The sequence below is a fragment of the Streptococcus sp. HMSC074B11 genome, from assembly GCF_001808705.1.
GTDB lineage: Bacteria > Bacillota > Bacilli > Lactobacillales > Streptococcaceae > Streptococcus.
Genome location: NZ_KV794273.1, coordinates 184,163 through 210,013, shown reverse-complemented (window position 1 = coordinate 210,013; position 25,851 = coordinate 184,163). Strand labels below are relative to the sequence as shown.

Here is a 25,851-nt window from a genome sequence, read left to right as displayed (position 1 = left end):
ATTGAAACATGAAACACAATCCTATACAGTTCTAGTCATTTCCTCTCGGTGAGAAATGGCAAGAGCTTACTCGAAGAAAAAGAAAGGAATTGAAAAGGTCTCGATTGATGAGATCTTACGATCAGAATTATGTTAGTATCATACAAATGGTTAAAAGAATTGGTGGACATTGATGTGCCATCACAAGAGTTGGCTGAGAAAATGTCAACTACAGGGATCGAAGTAGAAGGTGTGGAATCTCCAGCTGCTGGTCTCTCAAAAATTGTCGTCGGAGAAGTCTTGTCTTGCGAAGATGTGCCAGAAACACACTTGCATGTCTGCCAAGTCAATGTGGGTGAAGAAGAAGCCCGTCAAATCGTCTGTGGAGCACCAAATGTGCGTGCAGGTATCAAGGTTATGGTGGCTCTTCCAGGTGCTCGCATTGCTGATAACTACAAGATTAAAAAAGGGAAAATCCGTGGCTTAGAGTCACTCGGGATGATCTGTTCACTTGGTGAATTGGGCATTTCTGACTCCGTTGTACCGAAAGAATTTGCAGATGGCATCCAAATCTTGCCAGAAAATGCTATTCCAGGTGAGGAAGTCTTCTCTTATCTAGACTTGGATGATGAAATCATCGAACTTTCTATCACGCCAAACCGTGCAGATGCTCTTTCTATGCGTGGGGTAGCGCACGAAGTAGCCGCTATCTATGACAAGGCAGTCAATTTTAAAGAATTTACTTTAACAGAAACAGACCAAGTTGCAGCAGACGCTCTTTCTGTCAGCATTGATACAGACAAGGCGCCTTACTATGCTGCCCGTATCTTGGACAATGTGACCATTGCACCAAGTCCACAATGGTTACAAAACCTCCTCATGAATGAAGGCATCCGTCCGATTAACAATGTCGTCGACGTGACCAACTATATCTTGCTTTATTTTGGTCAACCAATGCATGCATTTGACTTGGATACCTTTGATGGAAGCGAGATTCGTGTGCGTGAGGCTCGTGCTGGTGAAACATTGGTAACCTTGGACGGTGAAGAACGTGAGTTGGAAACAAATGACTTAGTCATCACTGTAGCAGACAAGCCAGTAGCTCTTGCAGGTGTCATGGGTGGACAAGCTACAGAAATCTCTGAAAAGTCTAGTCGTGTCGTTCTTGAAGCTGCTGTTTTCAATGGCAAATCTATCCGTAAGACAAGTGGTCGCCTCAACCTTCGTTCTGAATCATCTTCACGTTTTGAAAAAGGTATCAACGTGGCAACCGTTAATGAAGCCCTTGATGCGGCAGCAAGCATGATTGCGGAATTGGCTGGTGCGACAGTGCGGAAGGGCATCGTTTCAGCAGGGCAGTTGGATACATCTGATGTAGAAGTTTCTTCTACTCTTGCAGACGTCAACCGTGTCCTCGGTACAGAGCTTTCCTACGCAGATGTAGAAGATGTCTTCCGTCGTCTTGGATTTGGCCTTTCTGGAAATGCAGATAGCTTCACAGTAAGCGTACCACGTCGTCGCTGGGACATCACTATCGAAGCGGATCTTTTTGAAGAAATCGCTCGTATCTATGGTTATGACCGCTTGCCAACTAGTCTTCCAAAAGATGATGGAACAGCTGGTGAATTGACTGCGACACAAAAACTCCGCCGTCAAGTTCGTACTATCGCTGAGGGAGCAGGTTTGACAGAAATTATCACCTATGCTCTAACAACTCCTGAAAAAGCAGTCGAGTTTACGATTCAGCCAAGTCATTTGACAGAATTGATGTGGCCAATGACTGTGGACCGTTCAGTTCTCCGTCAAAATATGGTTTCAGGTATTTTGGATACAGTTGCCTACAACGTAGCACGTAAGAATAAAAACTTGGCTCTTTATGAGATTGGAAAAGTTTTCGAGCAAATCGGTAATCCAAAAGAAGAATTGCCAAATGAAATCAATAGCTTTGCCTTTGCCTTGACAGGCTTGGTTGCTGAAAAAGACTTCCAAACAGCAGCAGTTCCTGTTGACTTCTTCTATGCTAAGGGGATTTTAGAAGCTCTCCTTGCTCGCTTGGGTCTTGAAGTGACTTATACAGAAACTTCTGAAATTGCTAGTCTTCACCCAGGACGTACAGCCTTGATCTCACTCGGTGACCAAGTCCTTGGTTTCCTCGGTCAAGTACATCCTGTTACAGCTAAGGCTTACGATATTCCAGAAACTTATGTAGCAGAGCTCAACCTTTCAGCTATCGAGAAAGCTCTTCAACCAGTAGCTCCATTTGTGGAAATTACTAAATTCCCAGCAGTCAGCCGTGATATCGCCCTTCTCCTCAAAGCAGAAGTGACTCACCAAGATGTGGTTGATGCCATCAAATCTGCAGGCGTGAAACGTTTGACAGCTATCAAACTCTTTGATGTCTTCTCAGGTGAAAAACTAGGACTTGGTATGAAGTCAATGGCTTATAGCTTGACCTTCCAAAATCCAGAAGATAGCTTGACTGATGAAGAAGTCGCACGCTACATGGAAAAAATTCAAGCATCACTTGAAGAAAAAGTGAATGCAGAGGTGCGTTAACAGTCTATAATCCATCCCTAAGGATGGATTTTTTAGTACAAAAAATCATCAAGCTTTAGCCTGATGATGTAATCAACTTGGGGAATAAGTTATATGTAATACTGCTATATCTAGGTTAGCCATCCATATTTTTGGTCATCCAATCAGCTAAGAAGTGGTAAGTATCTTGTCGATTGATTTCGTTCAGAATTTCGTGACGAGCCTCTTCAACTACTCGGACGCTTACTTTCGAATGTGAAGCCTTTAGGAGTTTTACAAATCTTTCTATACCTTTACCATTTTCTCCCAGAGGGTCTTCTTGTCCTGAAATAACGAGAATGGGGAGTTGAGCTGGAATCTCATCGATTACCTGCTTACTAGCTACTTGATTAGAGAAGTAAAAAATGGATCTGTACATAGGAATAGTAGGGATGAATTGACAGAATGGATCCTTCAGATAAGCTTGGTTAGATTCTTCATTTTTTGAGAGCCAATCTACGGATGTTTTAGGATTTTTAATACTACGGTTAAAACTGTCAGTGGACAGGTAGGTTAGAAGTTTACTACGGTGTTTATTCCCTTTTATAAGTCGGATGCATTCTGTTAGGATGAGAGCAAATCGAGTTAGAAACTGAGGTTGTTGACCAGTCGCCATGATAATCAAGGCATTGATAGGTGGTTTTCGTTTAGCTACATAATAGCGACACATAAGAGAACCCATAGAATGCCCTAGAAGGACGATTGGAAGTTCTGGATAGCTTTCTTGAATAAAAGAGGTCACTCTTTCAATATCATCGATGAGTTCCTCGGGAGATTCAGGAAAGACTCCGAGTTGACTTGGATTTTGAGCAGTATGACCATGGCCGAGATGATCATGGCCGATAACAGTAAAGCCTTCTTTATTCATGGCTAGAGCAAATTCTTCATATCGTTCCACGTACTCTACCATTCCATGTACAAGCTGAAGAACGGCTTTTGGCTGTTCAGCTTCCCAAATGATTAAGTTATTGTTGTTTGGTTCGAGTTTAAGTCTTTTTTTCATATCAGATTCCTTGCCGATGATAATCTATAGTCTATCAAAAATATACCATAAAATAGCACGATAAGCTAGGCAGGATGATGAAGATTGCTAGTAACAATTCAGGACTGAAAATGAACATTTGAGGACATAGCCAACGGATTTATCAAGAAATGAGTATAATAAATTTATCACTTAAAATCTGGAGGACTAAAATGCTTGGTGATAAGCTAATAAAGTTCCTATCCAGAAAATATCCTTCTTGAAATCAAGATTTAAAAATGTACATAAATCATTGTAAAGGCTGTCAAAAAGGAGTATAATGAGTGCAATAAATTTCGGAGGTGGATGATGCTCGAAGTAAGAAATCTAGAGAAAAGTTTTGGGTCTAAGCAAGTTTTGTTTGGTGTTGACTTTCAAGCACGACCGGGGCGTATTTTGGGGCTGGTTGGGAAAAATGGAGCTGGGAAAACAACTATTTTTCACAGTATTTTGAAATTTTTAGACTATCAAGGGGAGATTGAGCTTGATGGTCAAGATATTCGTCAGGAGACTTATGCTCGCATTGGTTATCTCCCTGAAGAACGTAGTCTTATGCCTAAATTGACAGTCCTTGAACAAGTTCGTTACTTGGCGACCCTAAAAGGCATGGACACCAAGGAAATCAAAGAAAAACTCCCTCAATGGATGGAAAAACTGGAAGTCAAGGGAAAACTGACGGACAAGATTAAGAGTCTCTCAAAAGGAAATCAACAGAAAATTCAACTGATCATTACTCTGATTCATGAGCCAGATTTGATTATCCTAGATGAGCCTTTTAGTGGCTTGGATCCAGTTAATACCGAACTTCTTAAGCGGGTTATCTTGAAAGAAAAAGAACGCGGCGCGACCATTATCTTTTCTGACCATGTCATGACCAATGTCGAAGAGCTTTGTGATGATATCCTCATGATTCGAGATGGACGTGTGGTCTTGCATGGACCGGTTCAAGAGGTCCGCAATCAATACGGCAAAACACGACTTTTTGTTTCAAGTGAACGAAGCAAGGAAGAACTGGAGAGCCTTCCTCATGTCAAACAGGTTAGCTTGACCAAGCAAGGTAGCTGGAAGTTGATTTTAGATGATGAAAGTGCAGGTAGAGAACTCTTCCCAATCTTGACTCAAGGTCAATATATCGCGACTTTTGATCAACAAGCTCCAACAATCGATGAAATCTTTAAATTAGAATCAGGGGTGGAAGTATGAGAAATATGTGGGTTGTAATCAAAGAAACCTATCTAAGACATGTCAAGTCTTGGAGTTTCTTCTTTATGGTGATTTCGCCTTTCCTCTTTTTAGGTCTATCTGGAGGAATTGGTGTTCTCCAAGGTTCTTCCTTAGCTCAAAATAGTAAGGTAGCAGTAGTTAGTTCTGTGCCTCTTGTTACAGAAGAACTTAAATCGACCAATGGTCTTAACTTTGACTATAAGGATGAAGCAAGTGCCAAAGAAGCCATCAAGGATGAAAAAATAAAAGGCTATCTAACCATTGACCAGGAGAATAGTGTCCTCAAGGCAGTCTATCATGGTGAGACTTCACTAGAGAGTGGCATTAAGTTAGCAGTGACTGCTAAGTTGAATGAACTCCAATCTCAACTCAACCGTTCAGAAGCAAATTTGTCTCAGGAACAGGAAAAACGCTTGGCTCAAACGGTTCAATTTACAGAACAGATTGATGAAGCCAAGGAAAATAAAAAGATGGTTCAAACCTTTGCGGCTGCAGGACTTGGTTTCTTCCTCTATATGATTTTGATCACTTATGCTAGTGTTACTGCTCAGGAAGTAGCCAGCGAGAAAGGAACCAAAATCATGGAAGTGGTCTTCTCAAGCATTCGTGCTAGCCATTATTTCTACGCCCGCATGATTGCCTTACTTCTAGTCATTTTGACTCATATTGGTATTTATGTTGTAGGTGGACTTGGAGCTATTTTTTTCTTTAAGGATATGCCTATCTTGGCAAATTCAGGTATTCTAAATCACTTGGGAGAAGCATTTTCTCTAAATACCTTGTTGTTTGTCTTGGTTAGTCTCTTTATGTATGTGGTCTTGGCTGCCTTCTTAGGTTCTATGGTTTCTCGACCTGAAGACTCTGGTAAGGCCTTATCGCCTTTGATGCTTTTGATTATGGTAGGTTTCATTGGGGTAACTGTATTAGGAACTTCTGGTGATAATTTAATCTTGAAAATCGGTTCTTACATCCCATTCGTTTCAACCTTCTTTATGCCATTCAGAGCTATCAATGGTTACGCAAATGGACTAGAAGCTTGGATTTCGCTTGCTATAACAGTTATTTTTGCAGTTACTGCAACAGCCTTTATCGGACGCATGTATGCTAGTTTGGTCCTTCAAACAGATGATTTGGGGATCTGGAAAACCTTTAAACGAGCTTTGAGTTATAAATAAAGTCACGGACCTGTGAGTGTATCTCCCAGGTCTTTTATACTCTTCGAAAATCTCTTCAAACCATGTCAGCTTCCATCTGCAACCTCAAAACAGTGTTTTGAGCAGCCTGTGGCTAGCTTCCTAGTTTGCTCTTTGATTTTCATTGAGTATTAATTAGCTGAAATATTTCACATTATTTCTTCTAAATCTTTGACTATTAGGCAAAATTATCGTACAATAAAGAGTACATGATAAAATGAGATCAGAGTTTATCCACTCTGGCGTTAGTAGTAAAAAAGAGGAGAAACGCTTTGGAATTAGAAGTATTTGCTGGGCAAGAAAAAAGTGAACTATCTATGATTGAGGTGGCCCGTGCCATCTTGGAACTTCGTGGTCGTGATCACGAAATGCATTTTAGTGATTTAGTTAATGAAATCCAAAACTATCTTGGCACTTCAAACAGCGATATTCGTGAAGCTTTGCCTTTGTTCTATACAGAGTTGAACTTTGACGGAAGCTTTATCTCTCTTGGAGATAACAAGTGGGGTCTTCGTTCATGGTATGGTGTGGATGAAATCGATGAAGAAATCATTGCTCTTGAAGAAAGTGATGATGAAGAAGTAGCACCTAAGGCTAAGAAAAAACGCGTCAACGCCTTCATGGATGGTGATGCGGATGCTATTGATTACAGTGCAGATGATCCAGAAGATGAGGATGCCTACGAAGAAGATCCAGCTCTTTCTTATGATGATGAAAATCCAGACGATGAGAAGAATGAAGTGGAAGCCTACGACGCTGAAATCAATGAAATCGCCCCAGACGATCTAGATGAAGAAGTCGATCTGAATGAAGAAGACGACGAAGACCCTGAAGAAGAGGAAGAATAAAAACAAAAAGGTGCTGGAACAGAAATGGATCGATCAAGTTTCTATTTACTGGTCCCAGCTTCTTTTTTATTTTTCAGTTTGAATGAGTCTTGCAAGATAGAATGCCAAGTCAAAGATTTGTTCTATTTGACAAATGCTTCATTTTGAGGTAATATATTGTTCGGGCACCTCTTTTAGAGGTCGGAGCTCCCTAGTTATTAGGGAGCTATTTTTGTTTTTCCAGGAAGCTTTTCTTCTTGGTTTGTAGTTATTGATGAAGGTCTTGTTTTCTCAATCCCCTGTTAGTGAACAAGACCTTGAGCATTTTAGAAAGAGGAATCTATGTCTACGAAATATATTTTTGTAACTGGTGGTGTGGTATCATCAATTGGTAAGGGAATCGTTGCAGCGAGTCTAGGACGATTGTTGAAAAACCGTGGTTTGAAAGTAACTATTCAAAAATTTGATCCTTATATCAATATTGACCCAGGAACCATGAGTCCTTACCAGCACGGAGAAGTCTTTGTAACAGATGATGGGGCTGAGACAGATTTGGACTTGGGCCACTATGAACGTTTTATTGATATTAACCTCAATAAATACTCAAACGTGACAACTGGTAAAATCTACAGCGAAGTTCTTCGCAAGGAACGTCGCGGTGAGTATTTGGGTGCAACTGTCCAAGTTATTCCTCATATTACAGATGCCTTGAAAGAAAAAATCAAGCGTGCTGCCCTAACGACTGACTCTGACGTTATTATTACAGAGGTTGGTGGAACAGTTGGCGATATTGAATCCCTTCCATTTTTAGAGGCGCTTCGTCAAATGAAGTCTGATGTCGGAGCAGATAATGTCATGTATATCCATACAACCTTGCTTCCTTACCTCAAGGCCGCTGGTGAAATGAAAACCAAACCAACTCAACACTCTGTCAAAGAATTGCGTGGTCTGGGAATCCAACCAAATATGTTGGTCATCCGTACAGAAAAGCCAGCTGGACAAGGAATTAAAAATAAACTAGCCCAGTTCTGTGATGTGGCACCAGAAGCCGTTATTGAGTCATTGGACGTGGATCATCTTTACCAAATCCCACTTAATCTGCAGGCACAAGGCATGGATCAAATTGTCTGTGATCATCTGAAAATTGATGCACCTGCAGCAGACATGACAGAGTGGTCAGCCATGGTTGACAAGGTCATGAACCTCAAAAAACAAGTTAAGATTGCTCTTGTTGGTAAATATGTCGAGTTGCAAGATGCCTATATCTCAGTGGTCGAAGCTTTGAAACACTCTGGTTATGCCAATGATGCAGAAGTCAAGATTGATTGGGTCAATGCTAATGACGTAACTACTGATAATGTAGCAGAACTCCTATCTGAGGCTGATGGCATCATCGTACCAGGTGGTTTTGGTCAACGTGGGACAGAAGGTAAGATTGAAGCCATCCGCTATGCGCGTGAGAATGATGTTCCTATGTTGGGTGTCTGCTTGGGAATGCAGTTGACTTGTATTGAGTTTGCCCGTCATGTTTTAGGACTTGAAGGAGCTAATTCAGCAGAGCTTGACCCAGATACAAAATATCCTATCATCGATATTATGAGAGACCAGATTGATGTTGAGGACATGGGAGGTACCCTTCGTTTAGGGCTTTATCCATCTAAGCTAAAACGTGGCTCTAAGGCAGCAGCTGCTTATCATAACAAAGAGGTGGTACAACGCCGTCACCGTCACCGTTATGAGTTTAACAATGCCTTCCGTGAACAGTTTGAAGGAGCAGGTTTTGTCTTTTCAGGAGTGTCACCAGATAATCGTTTGGTAGAAATTGTGGAAATTCCAGAAAATAAATTCTTTGTAGCTTGTCAGTATCACCCTGAACTTTCAAGCCGTCCAAACCGCCCAGAAGAACTCTACACTGCTTTTGTAACAGCAGCGGTTGAGAACAGCAATTAGCAAAATCAGAACCTTTGAGAACAATCTCAGAGGTTTTTTGCTTGCAAATTTAGGATAAGATTTGCAAAACAAAAATATAGTGATATAATTAACATAAAAAAACAGGAGGAAATCTCATGAAAAAAATCACACTATTTAGTTTGTCTCTAGCAGGTCTAGCTTTACTAGCTTTCCCTCATTCAGGAAAGGCATTCGAGCTTGAAGAAGAGTGGGTTATTAAGGGTGGTGTTAAGTATCAAGAGGGCAAAATTCTACGATTTGAAAATGGACATGAAGTAGATATCAAAGTCTTAGATTTGCCAAAAACTGAGAAAATCGAGTGGAAAGTTACTTTAGATGGTCAAGACCAGACTGTCAATTTCCTAGCTCAAGAAGTGGATAGATCCAATATTGGTGAAGAAGGACGTTATCTGAATTTCTATGTTCCATATGGCTATAGAGGAGATATCAAGGTAGAGGCCAAGAGCGGAAATGAAGTAAAGACCTGGTCCACTAAAGTAGTTGATGATGTGTATAATGACGGTGGAAAGAGTGGTTACTACCGTATTGAAGAATCAAACGATCAATACACCTACCTTGATGCAAAATGGGACTATCAAACCAAGACCTACACTGCCACCTTACCAAAGACTGTCAATGGTCAAAAAGTATATGGTTGGGTAGACTATGACAATGGTGAGTTGAAACTTGCAAAACCAGAAACTATCAGTCATTACTATAAGGATGGAGGATCTTTCCAAGAACTTTATCCAATTGTAAAAGCAGAAAGCTGGCTTAAATCAAAACAAAACTGGTACTATCAAAAACAAGGCCAACTAGTTAAAGATGCTTGGATCAAGGATCAGGGAAGCTGGTACTTTATGGATGACAAAGGAGTTATGTTTAATCAAACTTGGCTCTATCAAGGTGGCAGTTGGTATGCCTTTAAGTCATCAGGAGCCATGATTTCAGCTAATTGGTTATATGATAATGGCTCTTGGTATTACCTAAAAGACTCAGGTTCAATGGCGACAGGATGGTTTAAAGATGGTGGCTCTTGGTACTACCTAAACAAGTCAGGTTCAATGGCAACAGGCTGGGTCAAAGATAGCGGATCTTGGTATTACCTAAAAGATTCAGGTGCAATGGCGACAGGTTGGGTCAAAGATAATGGTAAGTGGTACTATCTGGCTTCATCTGGTAGCATGCTTCGCAACACATACACACCAGACGGCTACTATGTAGATGCTAGTGGCGCTTGGAAATAAATGTTAAACAGAGAAAATCTACTGAGAAGGTAGGTTTTCTTTTTTTCATTTTCACAATTGTGAAAATCTGGAAAAAGAACACTATTTTTGATAAGATAGGAGTATGGATTTTGAAAAAATTGAACAAGCATATACTTATTTACTGGAAAACGTCCAAATCATTCAAAACGATTTAGCGACAAGTTTTTACGATGCCCTGATTGAACAAAATGGGATTTATCTAGATGGTCAAACCAATCTAGAGCAAGTCAAAAAAAATAACCAGGCCCTAAAACGATTGGCACTTCGGAAAGAGGAGTGGTTACGGACCTATCAATTTTTGTTAATGAAGGCAGCGCAAACAGAACCTCTTCAGGCTAATCACCAGTTTACCCCAGACGCGATTGGTCACTTGATGATTTTTCTGATGGAGCAACTGTGGCCTGCTGAAGATTTAAGTCTACTAGAGTTGGGCTCTGGGATGGGAATCCTGGGTGCTAGCTTCTTGACATCTATGAACAAAAAAGTAGACTATCTCGGGATTGAGATAGATGATCTCTTGATTGATCTAGCCGCAAGTATAGCGGAAGTTATGGATCTTCAAATGGGCTTTGTCCAAGGTGATGCAGTAAGGCCACATGTATTGAAAGAAAGTGATATCATTGTGAGCGACCTGCCGGTTGGCTACTACCCAGATAATCAGATAGCTTCGCGTTACCAAGTGGCAGCTGAGGATGAACATACTTACGCTCATCATTTATTAATGGAACAATCTCTCAAGTATCTTAAGACGGGAGGCTATGCTATATTCCTTGCTCCTAGCAATCTCTTGACGAGTCCTCAGAGTGATCTCTTGAAATCTTGGCTCACTGAACAGGCTCAATTAGTAGCTATCATAGCTTTGCCAGAGGATCTCTTTGCTCAGGGAGCCCAGTCTAAGACTATTTTTGTTCTACGAAAGAAAGCAGGAGAAGGCCTTGAGCCCTTCGTTTATCCACTTACTAGTCTTCGGGATCCTGAAATTTTGTTGGAATTTAAGGAAAATTTTCAAAATTGGTGCCAAGAACATGAAATCTAGTATAAATTTTGATATAATAGTTGAAAACGCTTAAAAAAAGGGGAAATATTATGACAAAAACCATTGCAATTAACGCTGGAAGCTCTAGCTTGAAATGGCAACTCTATCAAATGCCAGAAGAAAAAGTATTAGCAAAAGGGTTGATTGAACGAATTGGATTGAAAGATTCTATTTCTACAGTTAAATTTGATGGTCGTTCAGAACAACAAGTCCTTGACATTGACAACCATACTTTGGCTGTAAAAATCTTGCTTGATGACTTGATTCGTTTTGATATTATTAAATCTTATGATGAAATTACTGGTGTTGGACACCGTGTCGTTGCAGGAGGAGAGTACTTCAAAGAGTCTACAGTCGTGGAAGGTGATGTAATTGAAAAAGTTGAAGAGTTAGGTCTTCTTGCTCCATTGCACAATCCTGCGAATGCTGCTGGTATTCGTGCTTTCAAAGAATTATTGCCAGATATTACGAGTGTCGTTGTTTTTGATACTTCCTTCCATACAACAATGCCAGAGAAAGCTTATCGCTATCCTCTACCAACAAAATATTACACAGAAAACAAGGTTCGTAAGTACGGAGCCCATGGAACTAGCCATCAGTACGTTGCTCAAGAAGCAGCAAAACTCTTGGGCCGTCCACTTGAAGAGTTGAAGTTAATCACTTGTCACATCGGTAATGGTGCTTCTATTACAGCTGTTAAGGGTGGGAAATCTGTTGATACCTCAATGGGATTCACTCCACTTGGTGGTGTAATGATGGGAACTCGTACAGGGGATATTGACCCAGCCATCATTCCTTATTTAATGCAATATACAGAGGACTTTAACAAGCCTGAGGATATCAGTCGTATCCTCAATCGTGAGTCAGGGTTGATGGGTGTTTCAGGTAAGTCTAGTGATATGCGTGATGTAATTGCTGCTATGGATGCAGGAGATCATGATGCTACTTTGGCTTATGAAATGTATGTTGACCGTATCCAAAAACATATTGGTCAATACCTTGCAGTTCTAAATGGAGCAGATGCTATTATTTTCACAGCAGGTATCGGTGAAAATTCTACTAATGTACGTGAAGATGTTATTTCAGGGATTTCTTGGTTCGGTTGTGATGTAGATCCAGAGAAAAATGTCTTTGGTGCAACCGGAGATATTTCGACAGATGCAGCAAGTGTACGTGTACTGGTAATTCCAACGGATGAAGAATTGGTCATTGCGCGTGACGTTGAACGTTTGAAAAAATAACAGATCAAAAATCGACCTTCAATAATAAAGGTCGATTTTTTTGATCTAGGAAAACTACCATTTAGTCAGTGAAACTTCGCCACTATTGAGCCAAATCTTTTCACCGTTTGCTAATTCTATCTGCAGTTGACCTTGGTCAGAGATGTCACAGGCTTTTCCTGTGATTATTTCCTGATCCTTCTTGAAGGAAATTTCTTTTCCTAAAACGATTGAGCGTTTTTTATAGAGATAGAGGAGTTCATCGGCTTCTGTTTCATAGAAACATTTCCAGATTTCAGCAATTAATTCATTGCGAGTAATGGGAGTATGTTGAGAAAATAAGCTTCCAGCTTTAGTTTGTAGATTCTTTGGAAATTCAGCGATAGAAAAGTTGATCCCGACCCCAATGATAACATCTGTAACGAGTCCAGTTTCGACAGAGGTAATGGCATCTGTTAGAATACCAGCAATTTTTTTCTGGTTCAGATAAATGTCATTGACCCACTTGATATCCACGTCGATTAAACTAAGGTTTTTGATAGCCTTGTAGATAGCTCCAGCTGTTAGAAGTGTATAGGCTGGAAGATTCTGATAAGGGAGATTTGGTTGTAGGTGAAGGGACATGTAAATCCCCCCCTTATCTGGAGAATAATAAGGACGTTGAAAACGGCCACGTCCCATAGTTTGGCTAGTGGAAAGGTAGAGCCTATCCCCTTTGGCACCAGCTTCCATAGCCTCTTTAGCATCAGTTTGGGTAGATTTTGTTGAGGGTTTAAACTGGACAGTAATGGGACTATTCGCTTCGATTTCCTCAGGCAAGATAAGGTCTCCGTCCAGAAGTTTATACCCACGGTTTTTGATACTGTCAATCTCCAGTCCCTCTTGCTGGAGACGTTGGATAGCTTTCCATACGGAAGTTCGAGATAGATTTAATCTCTCAGCTATTTTTTCTCCGCTTAGATAATCAGTCTCAGTAATTAGTATTTTATAGACTTCTTGGTAGGATTTCATGCTAGACCCTTTCTGGAATAATTAGATTTATTGTACCATATTTTTAAAAAAGGGATAGCGATTTTCAAGTAATCTTAGCTAACTATAAAATTTTACCCAGTTTTAGTTAGGAGTATAGAGGTAAAGAGGTTTTCAAATCGCTTGAAAAATGGTAAAATGTTTTAATAGCTTATTTATCTGAATGTGATATTCAGAAGGAAAGGATCTGTTGTGAAATCAATAGGTGTCATTGAAAAGTTAAAAAGTTTATCGAAACAAGAAGGACTTCTTTTAGGAGTTATTCTGAGTATTTTTCTCCCTTTTTATCTTTTTGTTATTATTTTTATCTCTTACTTACTTTGGTTAGTATATACTGGGGAGATGAAGGGGATCTTGAAACGTTTGTCTCAACACCCTGTTTTGCTCTTTTTTATTGCCTATAGCACTGCAATTTCTCTTCTAGCACAAAATGTGATGGGAGTAGTTGCCTCAGTTGCAATGTTTCTGTTTGCAATCTTCTTTTACTATTACCAATCTCAATTGACTCCTAAATTTTTCAGGTTGACGATTGAAGGAGTTTTAGCCTCGAGTGTCTTGGCAGCAGTCTTTGCAGCCTTGGAACATTTCCAAATTGTAAAGAAATTTGATTATACCTTCCTCTCACCAAGAATGCAGGTTTGGCATCAAAATCGAGCGGAAGTTGCCTTCTTTAATCCCAATTACTATGGAATTATCTGTTGTTTCTGTATCATGATTGGTTTTTATCTGATTAGCACAACTAAGTTAAGGTGGTTACGAATCTTTTCTATGATTGCCATCTTTGCTAATTTATTCGGTTTAAACTTTACGCAGAATCGTACAGCTTTTCCAGCCATTATTTTTGGAGCGATTATTTATCTCTTCACAACCATTAAGAACTGGCGTGCTTTCTGGCTTAGTATTGGAGTTTTTGGGGTTGGTTTAGCCTTTCTATTTTCAAGTGATTTGGGTGTTCGAATGGGAACCTTAGATTCATCTATGGAAGAGCGTGTTTCTATCTGGAATGCTGGAATGGCCTTGTTTAAGCAAAATCCATTCTGGGGTGAAGGACCACTAACCTACATGCACTCTTTCCCTCGTATTGGAGCACCTTATCATGAACATGCTCATAGTATTTATATAGATACGATTTTGAGTTATGGAGTTGTTGGTACAGTTCTCTTGGGGATTGCTTCTGCCACTCCGGTACGAATGTTGATTGATATGAGTCAAGTACCTAGTAAGCGTCCTATCCTTGGACTTTACCTCTCTTTCTTGACAGTAGTAGCTGTGCACGGAATTTTTGATTTGGCTCTCTTTTGGCTTCAATCATCCTTTATTTTCCTTTTAGTGATGTGTAGTTTACCACTAAAACATAGTATGATTGATGAATTAGTTGATTAAGAAAAAGATAGTAGAAACTAACATTTTCTACTATCTTTTTTCCATTCAATTATTGAATAGCTTGAACCAAGTCTTCAGCTTGTTGTTTTAGGGAAGTAGCAACACTGTCTTCAAGGACTAATTTGCCATCTGCCCAAGCAGAATCATTGACACGAGCTGCAGTGAATTCACCAACAACTTGTGTACGGATGAATGGCAAGAGGTCTTTGTAGATTGTAAAGAGTTGTTCATGACCTGCATTTGCTACTGAAGATACAGTAACGATTTTATCTTGAAGAGCAGATGCTCCGCGTGTATCAGACAAGTCAATTGCGCGTGAAAGCCAGTCAAGCAAGTTTTTCACTGTTCCAGGGATTGAGAAGTTGTAGACTGGAGAGAAAATCCAGATAGCATCAGCAGCTAGAACAGCTTCACGAGCTGCTGCTACAGCTGGAAGAGTTGGAACTTCAAGTTCTTGATTAAAAAGTGGGATTGCTGAGTAGTCAAGGTAGCTAACCTCAGCTTTACCTGCAAGAGCTTTTTCAGCTTCTAGCGCCATTTGGTGGTTGAAAGAACCTTCACGAAGTGAACCAACGATAAATAATACTTTTTTAGACATAGGGAGTCTCCTTTAGATTTTAATCAAAGTTATCTCTGTTGTTATAAACAATGTTACAACAAAAGAGAATCATTTGCAAGAAATCTGCTCAGAAAATAAAAATCGATGATAGTCAAGATTATTTTTAGGAGTAGAGATTAGGAAAAGTCTGTGAAATCAATGATTCAAGCGTTATATATTTCTGTCATAAGAGAAGTTCCGAGACAAATCCTTCTCCTTTATTCACTTGTAATTCACTTGGATAGATGGTAAAATAGACGAGTGAAAATGAGACAGAAAAAAGAAAAAAATTCCTTATTATTTCAGTACAGTATTGGCTTGACCCTGCTGGCTCTAGTTGTGACTTCTTCTTTTCTCTATTTGGTGTGGCTTAGCATGAAGCCTTATCAGACAGCGAAGGTAGAAGGGGAAAAACTTGCCAAGCAGTATGCGAATCTAGAAACGGTCAGCCAGGTTGATTTCTTCAATGGTTTAGAGAGCTATTATAGTGTCCTTGGCCAAGACAAGAATCAAAAGTCAGTAGCTGTTTTAATTGAGAAAAATAGTCAAAAAATCTATGTGTATCAACTAGAAAGTGGCACTTCACAAGAAAAAGCAGAAGCAGTTGTCAGAGAAAAAGGAGCAACTGAGATTGACACGATTACCTTTGGACGGTATGCTGATAAACCCGTCTGGGAAATCAAGTCTGGTGGAGACTACTATCTAGTGGATTTTGAATCTGGTGCCCTAATCGAAAAGGAGAAACTATGAAATTATCTAAACGTGTCTTAGAAATGGAAGAAAGTGTGACTTTGGCTAGCGATGCAAGAGCAAAGAAATTAAAGGATGAAGGAAAAGATGTTCTTTTCTTAACTTTAGGTCAGCCCGATTTTCATACTCCTGAAAATATTCAAGATGCTGCTGTGGAGGCTATTCGAGATGGACGTGCTTCTTTCTATACGGTAGCTTCAGGTTTGCCTGAATTAAAAGCAGCGGTCAATACCTATTTTGAACGTTATTATGGTTATTCTGTAGCGGCTAATGAGGTCACATTTGCTACCGGTGCCAAGTTCTCCCTCTATACTTTCTTTATGGCTGTAGTCAATCCAGGCGATGAGGTCATTATTCCAACACCATATTGGGTCAGCTATGGAGACCAGGTTAAGATGGCAGAAGGTGTTCCAGTATTTGTCCAAGCCAAAGAAGACAATCACTTTAAAGTAACCGTGGAGCAATTAAAAGCAGCTCGAACAGATAAGACTAAAGTCTTGGTACTAAACTCACCATCTAATCCGACTGGGATGATCTATTCTCGTGAGGAATTATTAGCCATTGGAAATTGGGCTGTTGAACATGATATTCTCATCCTAGCAGATGATATTTATGGTCGTTTGGTCTATAACGGGAATGAGTTCGTTCCAATCTCTAGTCTGTCAGAAGCCATTCGCAAGCAAACCATCGTCATCAATGGTGTATCTAAAGCTTATGCCATGACAGGTTGGCGGGTGGGTTATGCAGTAGGTGATCCAGAAATCATTGCTGCTATGAGTAAACTAACAGGTCAAACGACTTCAAACTTGACTGCGGTGTCTCAATATGCAACGATTGAAGCGCTAACTGGACCGCAAGATTCTGTGGAAGTTATGCGTCAAGCATTTGAAGAACGTTTGAATACCATCTATCCACTCTTGTGTGAAGTCCCTGGCTTTGAGGTTGTCAAACCACAAGGAGCTTTCTATCTCTTCCCAAATGTTAAAAAGGCTATGGAGATGAAAAGTTATACCGATGTAACAGCATTTACAACGGCTATCCTTGAGGAAGTTGGTCTGGCCTTGATTACAGGTGCTGGATTTGGAGCACCAGAGAATGTTCGTCTCAGTTATGCGACAGACTTGGAAACTCTTAAGGAAGCCATTCGTCGTTTGCATCGATTTATGGATAAATAAAAATAAGATCTTCGTCGTCTTGACGGAGATTTTTTTGGATAAAACCTGAGATTTTTCTCTGATAGAATCTAGCTATCAGGCATTATTTGTGGTACAATAGTGGGTAATAATGTCTTTAGACAAGTTAAACAAAAAAAGGAAGATAAATGATGACAAAACGTGTAACAATTATCGAAGTAAAAGATTACGTTGGTCAAGAAGTCACTATCGGTGCTTGGGTTGCCAACAAATCTGGAAAAGGGAAAATTGCCTTCTTACAATTGCGTGACGGGACTGCCTTTTTCCAAGGTGTAGCTTTTAAACCAAACTTTATCGAAAAATTTGGAGAAGAAGTAGGTCTTGAAAAATTTGACACCATCAAACGCCTAAGCCAAGAAACATCTGTTTTTGTGACAGGGATTGTCAAAGAAGACGAACGTTCTAAATTTGGTTACGAGTTGGATATTACAGACATCGAAGTAATCGGTGAATCTCAAGATTACCCAATCACTCCAAAAGAACATGGAACAGACTTCTTGATGGACAACCGTCACTTGTGGCTTCGTTCTCGTAAGCAAGTCGCTGTCATGCAAATTCGTAATGCCATCATCTATGCAACTTATGAGTTCTTCGACAAGAACGGCTTTATGAAGTTTGATAGCCCAATTCTTTCAGGAAATGCGGCAGAAGATTCTACAGAACTTTTTGAAACTGACTACTTTGGAACACCAGCCTACTTGAGCCAATCTGGTCAGCTTTATCTTGAAGCTGGGGCTATGGCTCTTGGTCGTGTCTTTGACTTTGGTCCAGTATTCCGTGCTGAAAAATCTAAAACTCGTCGTCACTTGACTGAATTCTGGATGATGGATGCGGAGTACTCATACTTGACACACGATGAGTCACTTGACTTGCAAGAAGCTTATGTAAAAGCATTGCTTCAAGGTGTTCTTGATCGTGCTCCTCAAGCCTTGGAAACATTGGAACGTGACACTGAGCTTTTGAAACGCTACATTGCAGAGCCATTCAAACGCATCACTTACGATCAAGCCATTGACCTCTTGCAAGAGCATGAAAATGATGAAGACGCTGACTACGAGCATCTTGAACATGGTGATGACTTTGGTTCACCACACGAAACTTGGATCTCAAACCACTTTGGTGTACCAACATTTGTCATGAACTACCCAGCAGCCATCAAGGCCTTCTACATGAAACCAGTTCCTGGAAATCCAGAGCGTGTGCTTTGTGCAGACTTGCTTGCACCAGAAGGTTACGGAGAAATCATCGGTGGTTCAATGCGTGAGGAAGACTACGATGCCCTTGTGGCTAAGATGGAAGAGCTTGGTATGGATCGTACAGAGTATGAATTCTACCTTGACCTTCGTAAATACGGTACAGTACCACACGGTGGATTTGGTATCGGTATCGAGCGTATGGTGACTTTTGCAGCAGGTACAAAACACATCCGTGAAGCCATTCCATTCCCACGTATGTTGCACCGTATCAAACCTTAATAGCCATAAAAACGCCGTCTGGCGTTTTTATACTCTTCGAAAATCTCTTCAAACTACGTCAGCTTCACCTTGCCGTACTCAAGTACAGACTGCGGCTAGCTTCCTAGTTTGCTCTTTGATTTTCATTGAGTATTACTTTAAATGAAAGAGGTGGAGAAAATGTAGGCAAATCTCAGTAAGTCTTTTAGAAACAATCATATTACATATTGAAAGAGAGAAAACAATGTTTAAAAGAACTTACAAACGCAATATTCCACTCCTAGCAGGTCTGGAATTTACATCTTATTTTGGAATCACTAGTTTTTGGATTTTATTTTTCATTCAGAATGGTCTTTCCTTGCTTCAAATCGGTCTATTAGAGAGTATCTTTCATGGGACAAGTCTCTTATGTGAAATCCCATCTGGTATGTTGGCCGATCGATTTAGCTACAAGACCAATCTCTATTTGGCTCGCTTGGCCAGTATTGTGTCCTCTATGTTGATTTTGTTTGGTCAGGGGAATTTTTGGATGTATGCGATTGCCATGATGGTTAATGCTTGGTCCTACAATTTTGACTCGGGTACCAGTATCGCTTTCTTATATGATTCGGCGGTTGAAGCGGGTCAAAAGGACCGATATCTTCAGATTTCTAGTTTTTTGTCTGGTGTGGCAGAAGTCACCCGAACCCTAGGTACAGTTATGGCAGGCTTCTTTATTCATGGAGCATTGGCTTGGACCTATCTGATTGCTATTGGATTATCTTTTCTTTCTATAATCTTGATTTATTTGATGAAAGAACCAATGGCTAAGAGAGAGAAAAATGAAGTCTTAACCTTTAAAATGATTGTCCAACAAGTTCGTAAAGAATGGCAGGAAAAACCAGTACTCTTTTACTGGATGCTGACTTATCAGCTAATAGGGACACTCATGTGTATGTTTTACTTTTATTATCAGCAGAAAATAAGTGACTTAGCAGGATGGCAGGTTTCACTGGTTATGCTTATTGGTAGTGGGTTAAATCTTATAGCTGTTTATGTAGCTAGTCAAATCGGTAAAAAATGGAATAGTAATCGAGTTTTTCCGACTCTTGTTGCACTAACGGGCTTGGCCTTGTTGTTGGTGTTTTTAGGAACCCCCTTTGCTTTTCTTCTTGTATATCTTTTAACTGATACACTTTATGCAGTTTATCAGCCGATCTATTTCAATGACTTACAAGGTTATTTACCTTCCAGTGTAAGAGCAACTATGCTTAGTATCAATTCCATGCTCTTTAGTCTTTCCATGATTGTCATATTTCCACTGACAGGCTGGATGATTGATCGTTGGGGTCTTGTAGCAGTCTTTTTAGTTCTAGGTCTTATCTTGCTTTTAATTTATCCTATATTAATAATCAGTCTGACAAGGATGGGCAAGCTATTAGATAAGGACTTAAAAACTGAGTAAATCACGAAAACCTATTTGCCCAAAGGATCATCCTGTGGTACAATAGCAAGAGGAAAAGGAGAAGAGTATGATCGATGTAGAAGAAATTCTAAGTAAGATGAATCCCAATCAAAAGATCAACTATGATCGAGTCATGCAAAAGATGGTTCAAGTTTGGGAAAAAAATGAAGAAAGACCAACCATTCTCATGCACGTCTGTTGTGCTCCTTGTAGCACCTATACTTTAGAGTATTTGACCAAGTATGCAGATGTAACTATTTATTTTGCTAATTCAAATATCCATCCTAAAGCTGAGTATCACAAGCGTGCCTATGTGACAAAAAAGTTTGTCAGTGATTTCAATGAACGAACTGGCAACAAGGTCCAATATCTAGAAGCACCCTATGAACCCAATGAATACCGTAAACTGGTTCGAGGTTTGGAAGAAGAACCTGAAGGTGGCGATCGTTGCAAGGTTTGTTTTGACTATCGTCTGGATAAGACAGCGCAGGTGGCTATGGACTTAGGATTTGATTACTTCGGTTCTGCCCTGACTATCAGTCCTCACAAAAATTCGCAAACCATCAATAGTATCGGGATTGATGTGCAGAAAATCTACACAACTCATTATCTTCCGAGCGACTTTAAGAAAAATCAAGGCTATAAACGCTCTGTAGAAATGTGTGAAGAGTATGACATTTATCGCCAATGCTACTGTGGCTGTGTCTATGCCGCTCAAGCACAGAATATTGACTTGGTACAGGTCAAGAAGGATGCAACCGCCTTTATGGTAGATAAGGATATCGAAAAAGATTATTCGCATATCAAGTTCACTGTTACGAAGTTAGACATTTAAACGAAAACCTGCCACATTAGGCAGGTTTTTTGCTAAAATGTACTGGGATAGAAATAGATGGATCAATCTTTAAATTCCTAGCCTATGACTTGCGAGACTTCAATAAATCAGTTGAGACTTAAGATTTGTGGATAAAAATGAAGTTTTGTTCAAAGGAGCTTTTTGGGATTTAGAAGGCTGATAAACAGTTCAATTAGTCGCTACTCAAAGGCTTGTTGAAAACCAAAAAACGAGGTCAGGATTTTAATCCTGACCTCTGACAACTTTACCGATTCTTTAGTTCTACGTAGCGTTTGTACCAAATGTTGACATAGGCTTCTGAGAAAGGACCTCGCTCATTGTTAATCCAATCAACAAGAATCTTAACATGCTCTTTCAGAATATAGTCTAGATCAGAAGAATACTTCATTTTTCGCTTGTGTCGTTCATACTCCTCAACGTCCAAGAGGCGTTTCTCACCATCTGTAAAAACTTTAACATCCAAATCATAGTCAATGTATTTTAAAGCTTCTTCATCCAGATAGTAAGGACTAGCCATATTGCAGTAGTAGGAGATACCATTTTCACGAATCATAGCGATAATATTAAACCAATATTTCTTGTGAAAGTAAACAATAGCCGGTTCTCGAGTTACCCAACGACGACCGTCACTTTCGGTAACAAGTGTGTGGTCGTTGACGCCGATAATAGCGTTCTCTGTTGTTTTTAGTACCATGGTGTCCCGCCAAGTACGGTGGAGACTCCCATCATGCTTATAACTTTGAATTGTAATAAAGTCGCCTTCTTTTGGAAGTTTCATAACTAACCAACTTTCTACAATTTATAAGTTTATCGTTTACTATTGTATCACATTTTTGTTTAAAGTTCTTAGTTTTTTTATGAAAAAATTAAAGATATTCTCTTAGAGCGCTGGCTATATCCGAAAAATCATAGCCTTTTCGTGCTAAAACTTGGGTCAAACGCTGCTTGAGTTCGTATCCTTCATACTTACGCGAATATTTCCGATATTGCTTATCCAACTCTTTAAAGATTAGTTCCTGAACGGTTTCCTCTTCTATCTGGCTATCCAGTTGGTCAAAGGCTGTTTTAGCTTCTGGGTAGGAAAATCCTTTGTTGGTAAGATTTTGGATTATCTTGTCTTGTAGAGCGCGAGCAGGCAATTTACCCTGATATTTTTTCAATAGTTTTTCAGCTGTACGCTCTGCGACTTCCGTCATATCAAATTCTTGTAAGACTTCTTGGATAACGGCCTTAGCAACGCCTTTTTGAGAAATCTTCTGCATCAGCATATAGCTTCCCTTATCTCCTGAAAGCTGATTGGAATTGATGATAGCTTGTGCATATTGGCGGTCATTGATCCAGTTGTCGTCCTTTAGAGACTGAATGACTTGGGGAATGATTTTCTCATCAATTTCATGTTTGGCAAGATAATCTCTAACTTCTTTTTCAGTACGGGCCTTGAAGGATAAGTGGTAGAGAGCTAGATTTTTACTGTAGGAAAATTGCGCAAAGGATTGAATCTCAGTTAGTTCCTCAGCTGATATCTCTTTCCCTTTTGTCAACATAAAGCGAACAATGGTATCCTCTGTAATGTAGCAGGTTTGGTCGCTATCAAGTTCGAGCAGATAGAGTCTTTTTTTCTTTTCAAGTTTTGTGATTTTCATATTTTCCTCTTACCCAAATGCTTCAAAGGCAGCAACGAGTCGAAGTTTGTTGCTATCAACCAGCTCTCTCCCGTAATAGTCGAGAAATAGTTCAGCATATTTGGGGTCTTTTAAGTTGTAATTGAGGGACCAAATTACCCAAAAGAGATCGATATGCCGATCACTGAAATCAGCCGAACCAAGATCAATGAAGCAAGAGAAATGGCTAGCATCTTTTAGAATAAAGTTCGGTAGACAGGCGTCCCCGTGAATAAAGGCCTCTGTTTCTAGAAGGTGCCCTTGTTCTTGGATGAGTTGGAAGGCCTCTTCGCGACTGTTAATCTGGAATTGGGGTAGGAGTGCCTTGGCATAGAACTCCCCTTTTTCATAGTTTTTAAAGGCTCTGTCTTTATAGGTCTGTAAATGATTTTCTGATGGAAAATTTTGTGGGTTTAAGTTGTGAAGCTTTTTAAGAGCCTCGGCCAAGGTTCGGCAGATTTTTTCTGGCTGATCTAAAAAAGCGAGAGCATCATGACCAATAGCCTCTTTAGTCAGGAGGTAGTCTTTATCTGTAGATAGATAGTGGATAACTGGAGTTCCCAGTCCTTTGATTTCAAACCACCTTGCAATGCTAGCTTCTCGCTTTAATCTTCCCTTTTGATCTATTTTTAAATAGTAACCTGAGTCAAGATAAAGGACCCTTGCGCCTGAATGAGAAGAGCTGTCAGAGAGGCTTGTCCCCTCTATATAAGTTCGTAATTGCTCAGGAAAATCCAATGAGGAAAAAGATATCTTTGTATTCATGGTTTTATTGTAACATATTCTTAAACATTGAGAAACTACGTGGTATAATAGACTTATGAGTCTTAAAGTCAAACAAAAAATTCCATTAAAAATCAAGCGTATGGGGATTAACGGAGAGGGAATCGGTTTTTACCAGAAAACCCTTGTTTTTGTTCCAGGTGCCCTCAAGGGTGAAGATATCTATTGTCAGGTGACTTCTGTCAAACGTAACTACGTTGAGGCCAAACTGCTTGAGGTCCATAAAAAATCTAAGTTTCGAGTGGTACCAGACTGTACTATTTATAATGAGTGTGGAGGTTGTCAAATCATGCACCTGCATTATGATAAGCAACTAGAGTTCAAAACGGACCTTCTCCATCAAGCTCTGAAAAAATTTGCGCCTGCAGGTTACGAAAACTATGAGATCAGACCAACTATTGGTATGCAAAAACCAAAGTATTATCGAGCTAAACTGCAATTTCAAACGCGGAAATTTAAAGGTCAGGTCAAGGCAGGATTATATGCTCAAAATTCGCATTATCTGGTTGAATTAAAGGACTGCCTGGTTCAAGACAAGGAGACGCAAGCTATTGCTAATCGCATTGCTGAACTCTTGACCTATCATCAAATTCCTATTACAGATGAACGGAAAATTCTGGGTGTTCGGACCATCATGGTTCGTCGCGCACGGAAAACTGGGCAAGTTCAGATTATCATTGTGACTAATCGCCAATTAAATCTGACTCAATTTGTGACAGACCTAGTCAAGGATTATCCTGAAGTAGTGACTATCGCAGTCAATACCAATACTGCCAAAACTTCTGAGATTTATGGGGCCAAGACAGAGATTATTTGGGGGCAGGATAGTATAGGCGAGGGTGTATTAGACTATGAGTTTTCTCTTTCACCTCGAGCTTTTTACCAGCTCAATCCTGAACAGACTGAGATCCTCTATAGTGAAGCTGTGAAAGCTTTGGACGTAAATGAGAATGACCATCTGATTGATGCCTATTGTGGTGTTGGAACCATTGGTTTTGCCTTTGCTAAGAAAGTCAAAAGCTTGAGAGGGATGGATATTATTCCAGAAGCTATTGAGGATGCCAAAGAAAATGCTAAGCGCATGGGTTATACCAATACTCACTATGAAGCAGGAACTGCAGAAGAAATTATTCCCCGTTGGTACAAGGAAGGCTATCGTGCAGATGCTTTGATTGTGGACCCGCCACGTACAGGTTTAGATGACAAGCTCTTGGATACTATTGTCAAGTATGCTCCTGAAAAGATGGTCTATGTTTCCTGCAATGTGTCTACCTTGGCGCGTGATTTAGTCCGTCTGGTAGAGGTCTATGATCTACACTATATCCAATCTGTTGATATGTTTCCACACACGGCTAGGACAGAAGCAGTGGTCAAATTAACCAGGAGAAAGCGAGCTTCTAGATAAAAACGGTAACTGGAAAGTTTTTGAAAAGAAGACTTCTAGTTACAGAGTAAGATTTGCAAGCTATCTTTAAATATGATAAAATAAGTAGAAAATAAAATGAAAAAAGAGGTATGTGAAATGTCACGTAAACCATTTATCGCTGGGAACTGGAAAATGAACAAAAACCCAGAAGAAGCAAAAGCATTCGTTGAAGCTGTAGCATCAAAACTTCCTTCAGCAGACCTTGTTGAAGCAGGTATCGCAGCTCCAGCTCTTGATTTGACAACTGTGCTTGCTGCTGCTAAAGGTTCAAACCTTAAAGTTGCTGCTCAAAACTGCTACTTTGAAAATGCTGGTGCTTTCACTGGTGAAACTAGCCCACAAGTTTTGAAAGAAATCGGTACTGACTACGTTGTTATCGGTCACTCAGAACGTCGTGACTACTTCCACGAAACAGACGAAGATATCAACAAAAAAGCAAAAGCAATCTTTGCAAACGGTATGCTTCCAATCATCTGTTGTGGTGAAAGCCTTGAAACTTACGAAGCTGGTAAAGCAGCAGAATTCGTAGGTGCTCAAGTTTCTGCTGCTCTTGCTGGATTGACTGCAGAACAAGTAGCTTCAACAGTTATCGCATACGAGCCAATCTGGGCTATCGGTACTGGTAAATCAGCTTCACAAGACGATGCACAAAAAATGTGTAAAGTTGTTCGTGACGTTGTAGCTGCTGACTTCGGTCAAGAAGTAGCTGACAAAGTACGTGTTCAATACGGTGGTTCAGTTAAACCTGAAAACGTTGCTGAATACATGGCTTGTCCAGACGTTGACGGAGCTCTTGTTGGTGGTGCATCACTTGACCCAGAAAGCTTCTTGGCATTGCTTGACTTTGTAAAATAAGCCTTAAATATCTGAGACAGACAGTTCCCCCTCTCGAGGTTTTGGCTGCCTGTCTTCTTTTTAGTAAAAAGGCGTGCGAAAGCACGCTCTTTTCTGCATTTTATACTCAATGAAAATCAAAGAGCAA

Annotated in this window: 22 protein-coding genes; 16 read left to right on the top strand and 6 right to left on the bottom strand. The window is 40.0% G+C overall.

Features of this window, described 5'->3' with window-relative positions:
* Positions 1–129 precede the first annotated feature (129 nt).
* On the top strand, positions 130–2,535 hold the full coding sequence (gene pheT, locus HMPREF2619_RS05940; RefSeq protein WP_070459982.1) for a phenylalanine--tRNA ligase subunit beta: 2,406 nt from the start codon (positions 130–132) through the stop codon (positions 2,533–2,535).
* Between the two features lie 115 nt (positions 2,536–2,650).
* On the opposite strand, the gene HMPREF2619_RS05935 is transcribed toward pheT, so the two are convergent.
* Positions 2,651–3,556, bottom strand: coding sequence for an alpha/beta fold hydrolase (locus tag HMPREF2619_RS05935; RefSeq protein ID WP_070459979.1), 906 nt, complete (start codon positions 3,554–3,556; stop codon positions 2,651–2,653).
* Positions 3,557–3,883: 327 nt separating this feature from the next.
* Here HMPREF2619_RS05935 and HMPREF2619_RS05930 point away from each other — a divergent pair, with 327 nt between their 5' ends.
* The 7 genes from HMPREF2619_RS05930 to HMPREF2619_RS05900 all read left to right on the top strand — a co-directional run bounded on the left by HMPREF2619_RS05930 (position 3,884) and on the right by HMPREF2619_RS05900 (position 12,313).
* On the top strand, positions 3,884–4,777 hold the full coding sequence (locus tag HMPREF2619_RS05930) for an ABC transporter ATP-binding protein (protein ID WP_070459977.1): 894 nt from the start codon (positions 3,884–3,886) through the stop codon (positions 4,775–4,777).
* Positions 4,774–5,973 carry an ABC transporter permease gene (locus HMPREF2619_RS05925; protein WP_070459974.1) on the top strand — a complete coding sequence of 400 codons (1,200 nt, stop codon included), beginning with the start codon at positions 4,774–4,776 and terminating at the stop codon, positions 5,971–5,973. Before HMPREF2619_RS05930 ends, HMPREF2619_RS05925 begins: the two co-directional genes overlap by 4 nt.
* A gap of 290 nt (positions 5,974–6,263) precedes the next feature.
* A complete protein-coding gene (gene rpoE, locus HMPREF2619_RS05920) occupies positions 6,264–6,839 on the top strand; it encodes a DNA-directed RNA polymerase subunit delta (RefSeq protein ID WP_070459970.1) in 576 nt (191 codons plus the stop codon).
* A gap of 321 nt (positions 6,840–7,160) precedes the next feature.
* On the top strand, positions 7,161–8,768 hold the full coding sequence (locus tag HMPREF2619_RS05915) for a CTP synthase (RefSeq protein WP_070459967.1): 1,608 nt from the start codon (positions 7,161–7,163) through the stop codon (positions 8,766–8,768).
* Between the two features lie 116 nt (positions 8,769–8,884).
* Positions 8,885–10,015: an N-acetylmuramoyl-L-alanine amidase family protein gene (locus HMPREF2619_RS05910; protein ID WP_070459964.1), complete on the top strand. Its 1,131-nt coding sequence runs from the start codon at positions 8,885–8,887 to the stop codon at positions 10,013–10,015.
* A gap of 103 nt (positions 10,016–10,118) precedes the next feature.
* Positions 10,119–11,072: a class I SAM-dependent methyltransferase gene (locus HMPREF2619_RS05905; protein WP_070459962.1), complete on the top strand. Its 954-nt coding sequence runs from the start codon at positions 10,119–10,121 to the stop codon at positions 11,070–11,072.
* A gap of 50 nt (positions 11,073–11,122) precedes the next feature.
* Positions 11,123–12,313, top strand: coding sequence for an acetate kinase (locus HMPREF2619_RS05900; RefSeq protein WP_045763559.1), 1,191 nt, complete (start codon positions 11,123–11,125; stop codon positions 12,311–12,313).
* Positions 12,314–12,367: 54 nt separating this feature from the next.
* On the opposite strand, the gene birA is transcribed toward HMPREF2619_RS05900, so the two are convergent.
* Positions 12,368–13,303 carry a bifunctional biotin--[acetyl-CoA-carboxylase] ligase/biotin operon repressor BirA gene (gene birA / locus HMPREF2619_RS05895; protein WP_070459959.1) on the bottom strand — a complete coding sequence of 312 codons (936 nt, stop codon included), beginning with the start codon at positions 13,301–13,303 and terminating at the stop codon, positions 12,368–12,370.
* 210 nt (positions 13,304–13,513) lie between these two features.
* Between birA and HMPREF2619_RS05890 the strand changes: the two genes are divergently transcribed.
* A complete protein-coding gene (locus HMPREF2619_RS05890) occupies positions 13,514–14,704 on the top strand; it encodes an O-antigen ligase family protein (RefSeq protein WP_000835674.1) in 1,191 nt (396 codons plus the stop codon).
* Positions 14,705–14,753: 49 nt separating this feature from the next.
* Here HMPREF2619_RS05890 and HMPREF2619_RS05885 read toward each other — a convergent pair whose 3' ends face one another.
* A complete protein-coding gene (locus HMPREF2619_RS05885) occupies positions 14,754–15,302 on the bottom strand; it encodes an NADPH-dependent FMN reductase (protein ID WP_070459956.1) in 549 nt (182 codons plus the stop codon).
* 261 nt (positions 15,303–15,563) lie between these two features.
* Between HMPREF2619_RS05885 and HMPREF2619_RS05880 the strand changes: the two genes are divergently transcribed.
* From HMPREF2619_RS05880 to HMPREF2619_RS05860, 5 genes are all read left to right on the top strand, one after another.
* Entirely contained in the window at positions 15,564–16,052 is a 489-nt protein-coding gene (locus HMPREF2619_RS05880) for a cell wall elongation regulator TseB-like domain-containing protein (protein ID WP_070459953.1), read from the top strand.
* Complete coding sequence (locus HMPREF2619_RS05875) at positions 16,049–17,227, top strand: pyridoxal phosphate-dependent aminotransferase (RefSeq protein WP_070459950.1); 1,179 nt, start codon at positions 16,049–16,051, stop codon at positions 17,225–17,227. The genes HMPREF2619_RS05880 and HMPREF2619_RS05875 overlap by 4 nt, the downstream gene beginning before the upstream one ends.
* Positions 17,228–17,376: 149 nt before the next feature.
* Entirely contained in the window at positions 17,377–18,720 is a 1,344-nt protein-coding gene (asnS, locus tag HMPREF2619_RS05870; RefSeq protein ID WP_083279616.1) for an asparagine--tRNA ligase, read from the top strand.
* 223 nt (positions 18,721–18,943) lie between these two features.
* Entirely contained in the window at positions 18,944–20,143 is a 1,200-nt protein-coding gene (locus HMPREF2619_RS05865; RefSeq protein WP_070459948.1) for an MFS transporter, read from the top strand.
* 67 nt (positions 20,144–20,210) lie between these two features.
* Positions 20,211–20,978 carry an epoxyqueuosine reductase QueH gene (locus HMPREF2619_RS05860; protein ID WP_006154672.1) on the top strand — a complete coding sequence of 256 codons (768 nt, stop codon included), beginning with the start codon at positions 20,211–20,213 and terminating at the stop codon, positions 20,976–20,978.
* 265 nt (positions 20,979–21,243) lie between these two features.
* On the opposite strand, the gene HMPREF2619_RS05855 is transcribed toward HMPREF2619_RS05860, so the two are convergent.
* The 3 genes from HMPREF2619_RS05855 to HMPREF2619_RS05845 all read right to left on the bottom strand — a co-directional run bounded on the left by HMPREF2619_RS05855 (position 21,244) and on the right by HMPREF2619_RS05845 (position 23,425).
* Positions 21,244–21,777: a nucleoside tri-diphosphate phosphatase gene (locus HMPREF2619_RS05855; RefSeq protein ID WP_000775325.1), complete on the bottom strand. Its 534-nt coding sequence runs from the start codon at positions 21,775–21,777 to the stop codon at positions 21,244–21,246.
* A gap of 88 nt (positions 21,778–21,865) precedes the next feature.
* On the bottom strand, positions 21,866–22,642 hold the full coding sequence (gene recX / locus HMPREF2619_RS05850; RefSeq protein ID WP_070459945.1) for a recombination regulator RecX: 777 nt from the start codon (positions 22,640–22,642) through the stop codon (positions 21,866–21,868).
* A 9-nt stretch (positions 22,643–22,651) separates the two neighbouring features.
* A complete protein-coding gene (locus tag HMPREF2619_RS05845; protein ID WP_070459942.1) occupies positions 22,652–23,425 on the bottom strand; it encodes an aminoglycoside 3'-phosphotransferase in 774 nt (257 codons plus the stop codon).
* Between the two features lie 55 nt (positions 23,426–23,480).
* On the opposite strand from HMPREF2619_RS05845, the gene rlmD reads away from it, so the two are divergent.
* Positions 23,481–24,848, top strand: a complete 1,368-nt coding sequence (gene rlmD, locus HMPREF2619_RS05840; protein WP_070459939.1) for a 23S rRNA (uracil(1939)-C(5))-methyltransferase RlmD — start codon at positions 23,481–23,483, stop codon at positions 24,846–24,848.
* Positions 24,849–24,965: 117 nt separating this feature from the next.
* Entirely contained in the window at positions 24,966–25,724 is a 759-nt protein-coding gene (tpiA, locus tag HMPREF2619_RS05835) for a triose-phosphate isomerase (protein WP_000087887.1), read from the top strand.
* Positions 25,725–25,851 lie beyond the last annotated feature (127 nt).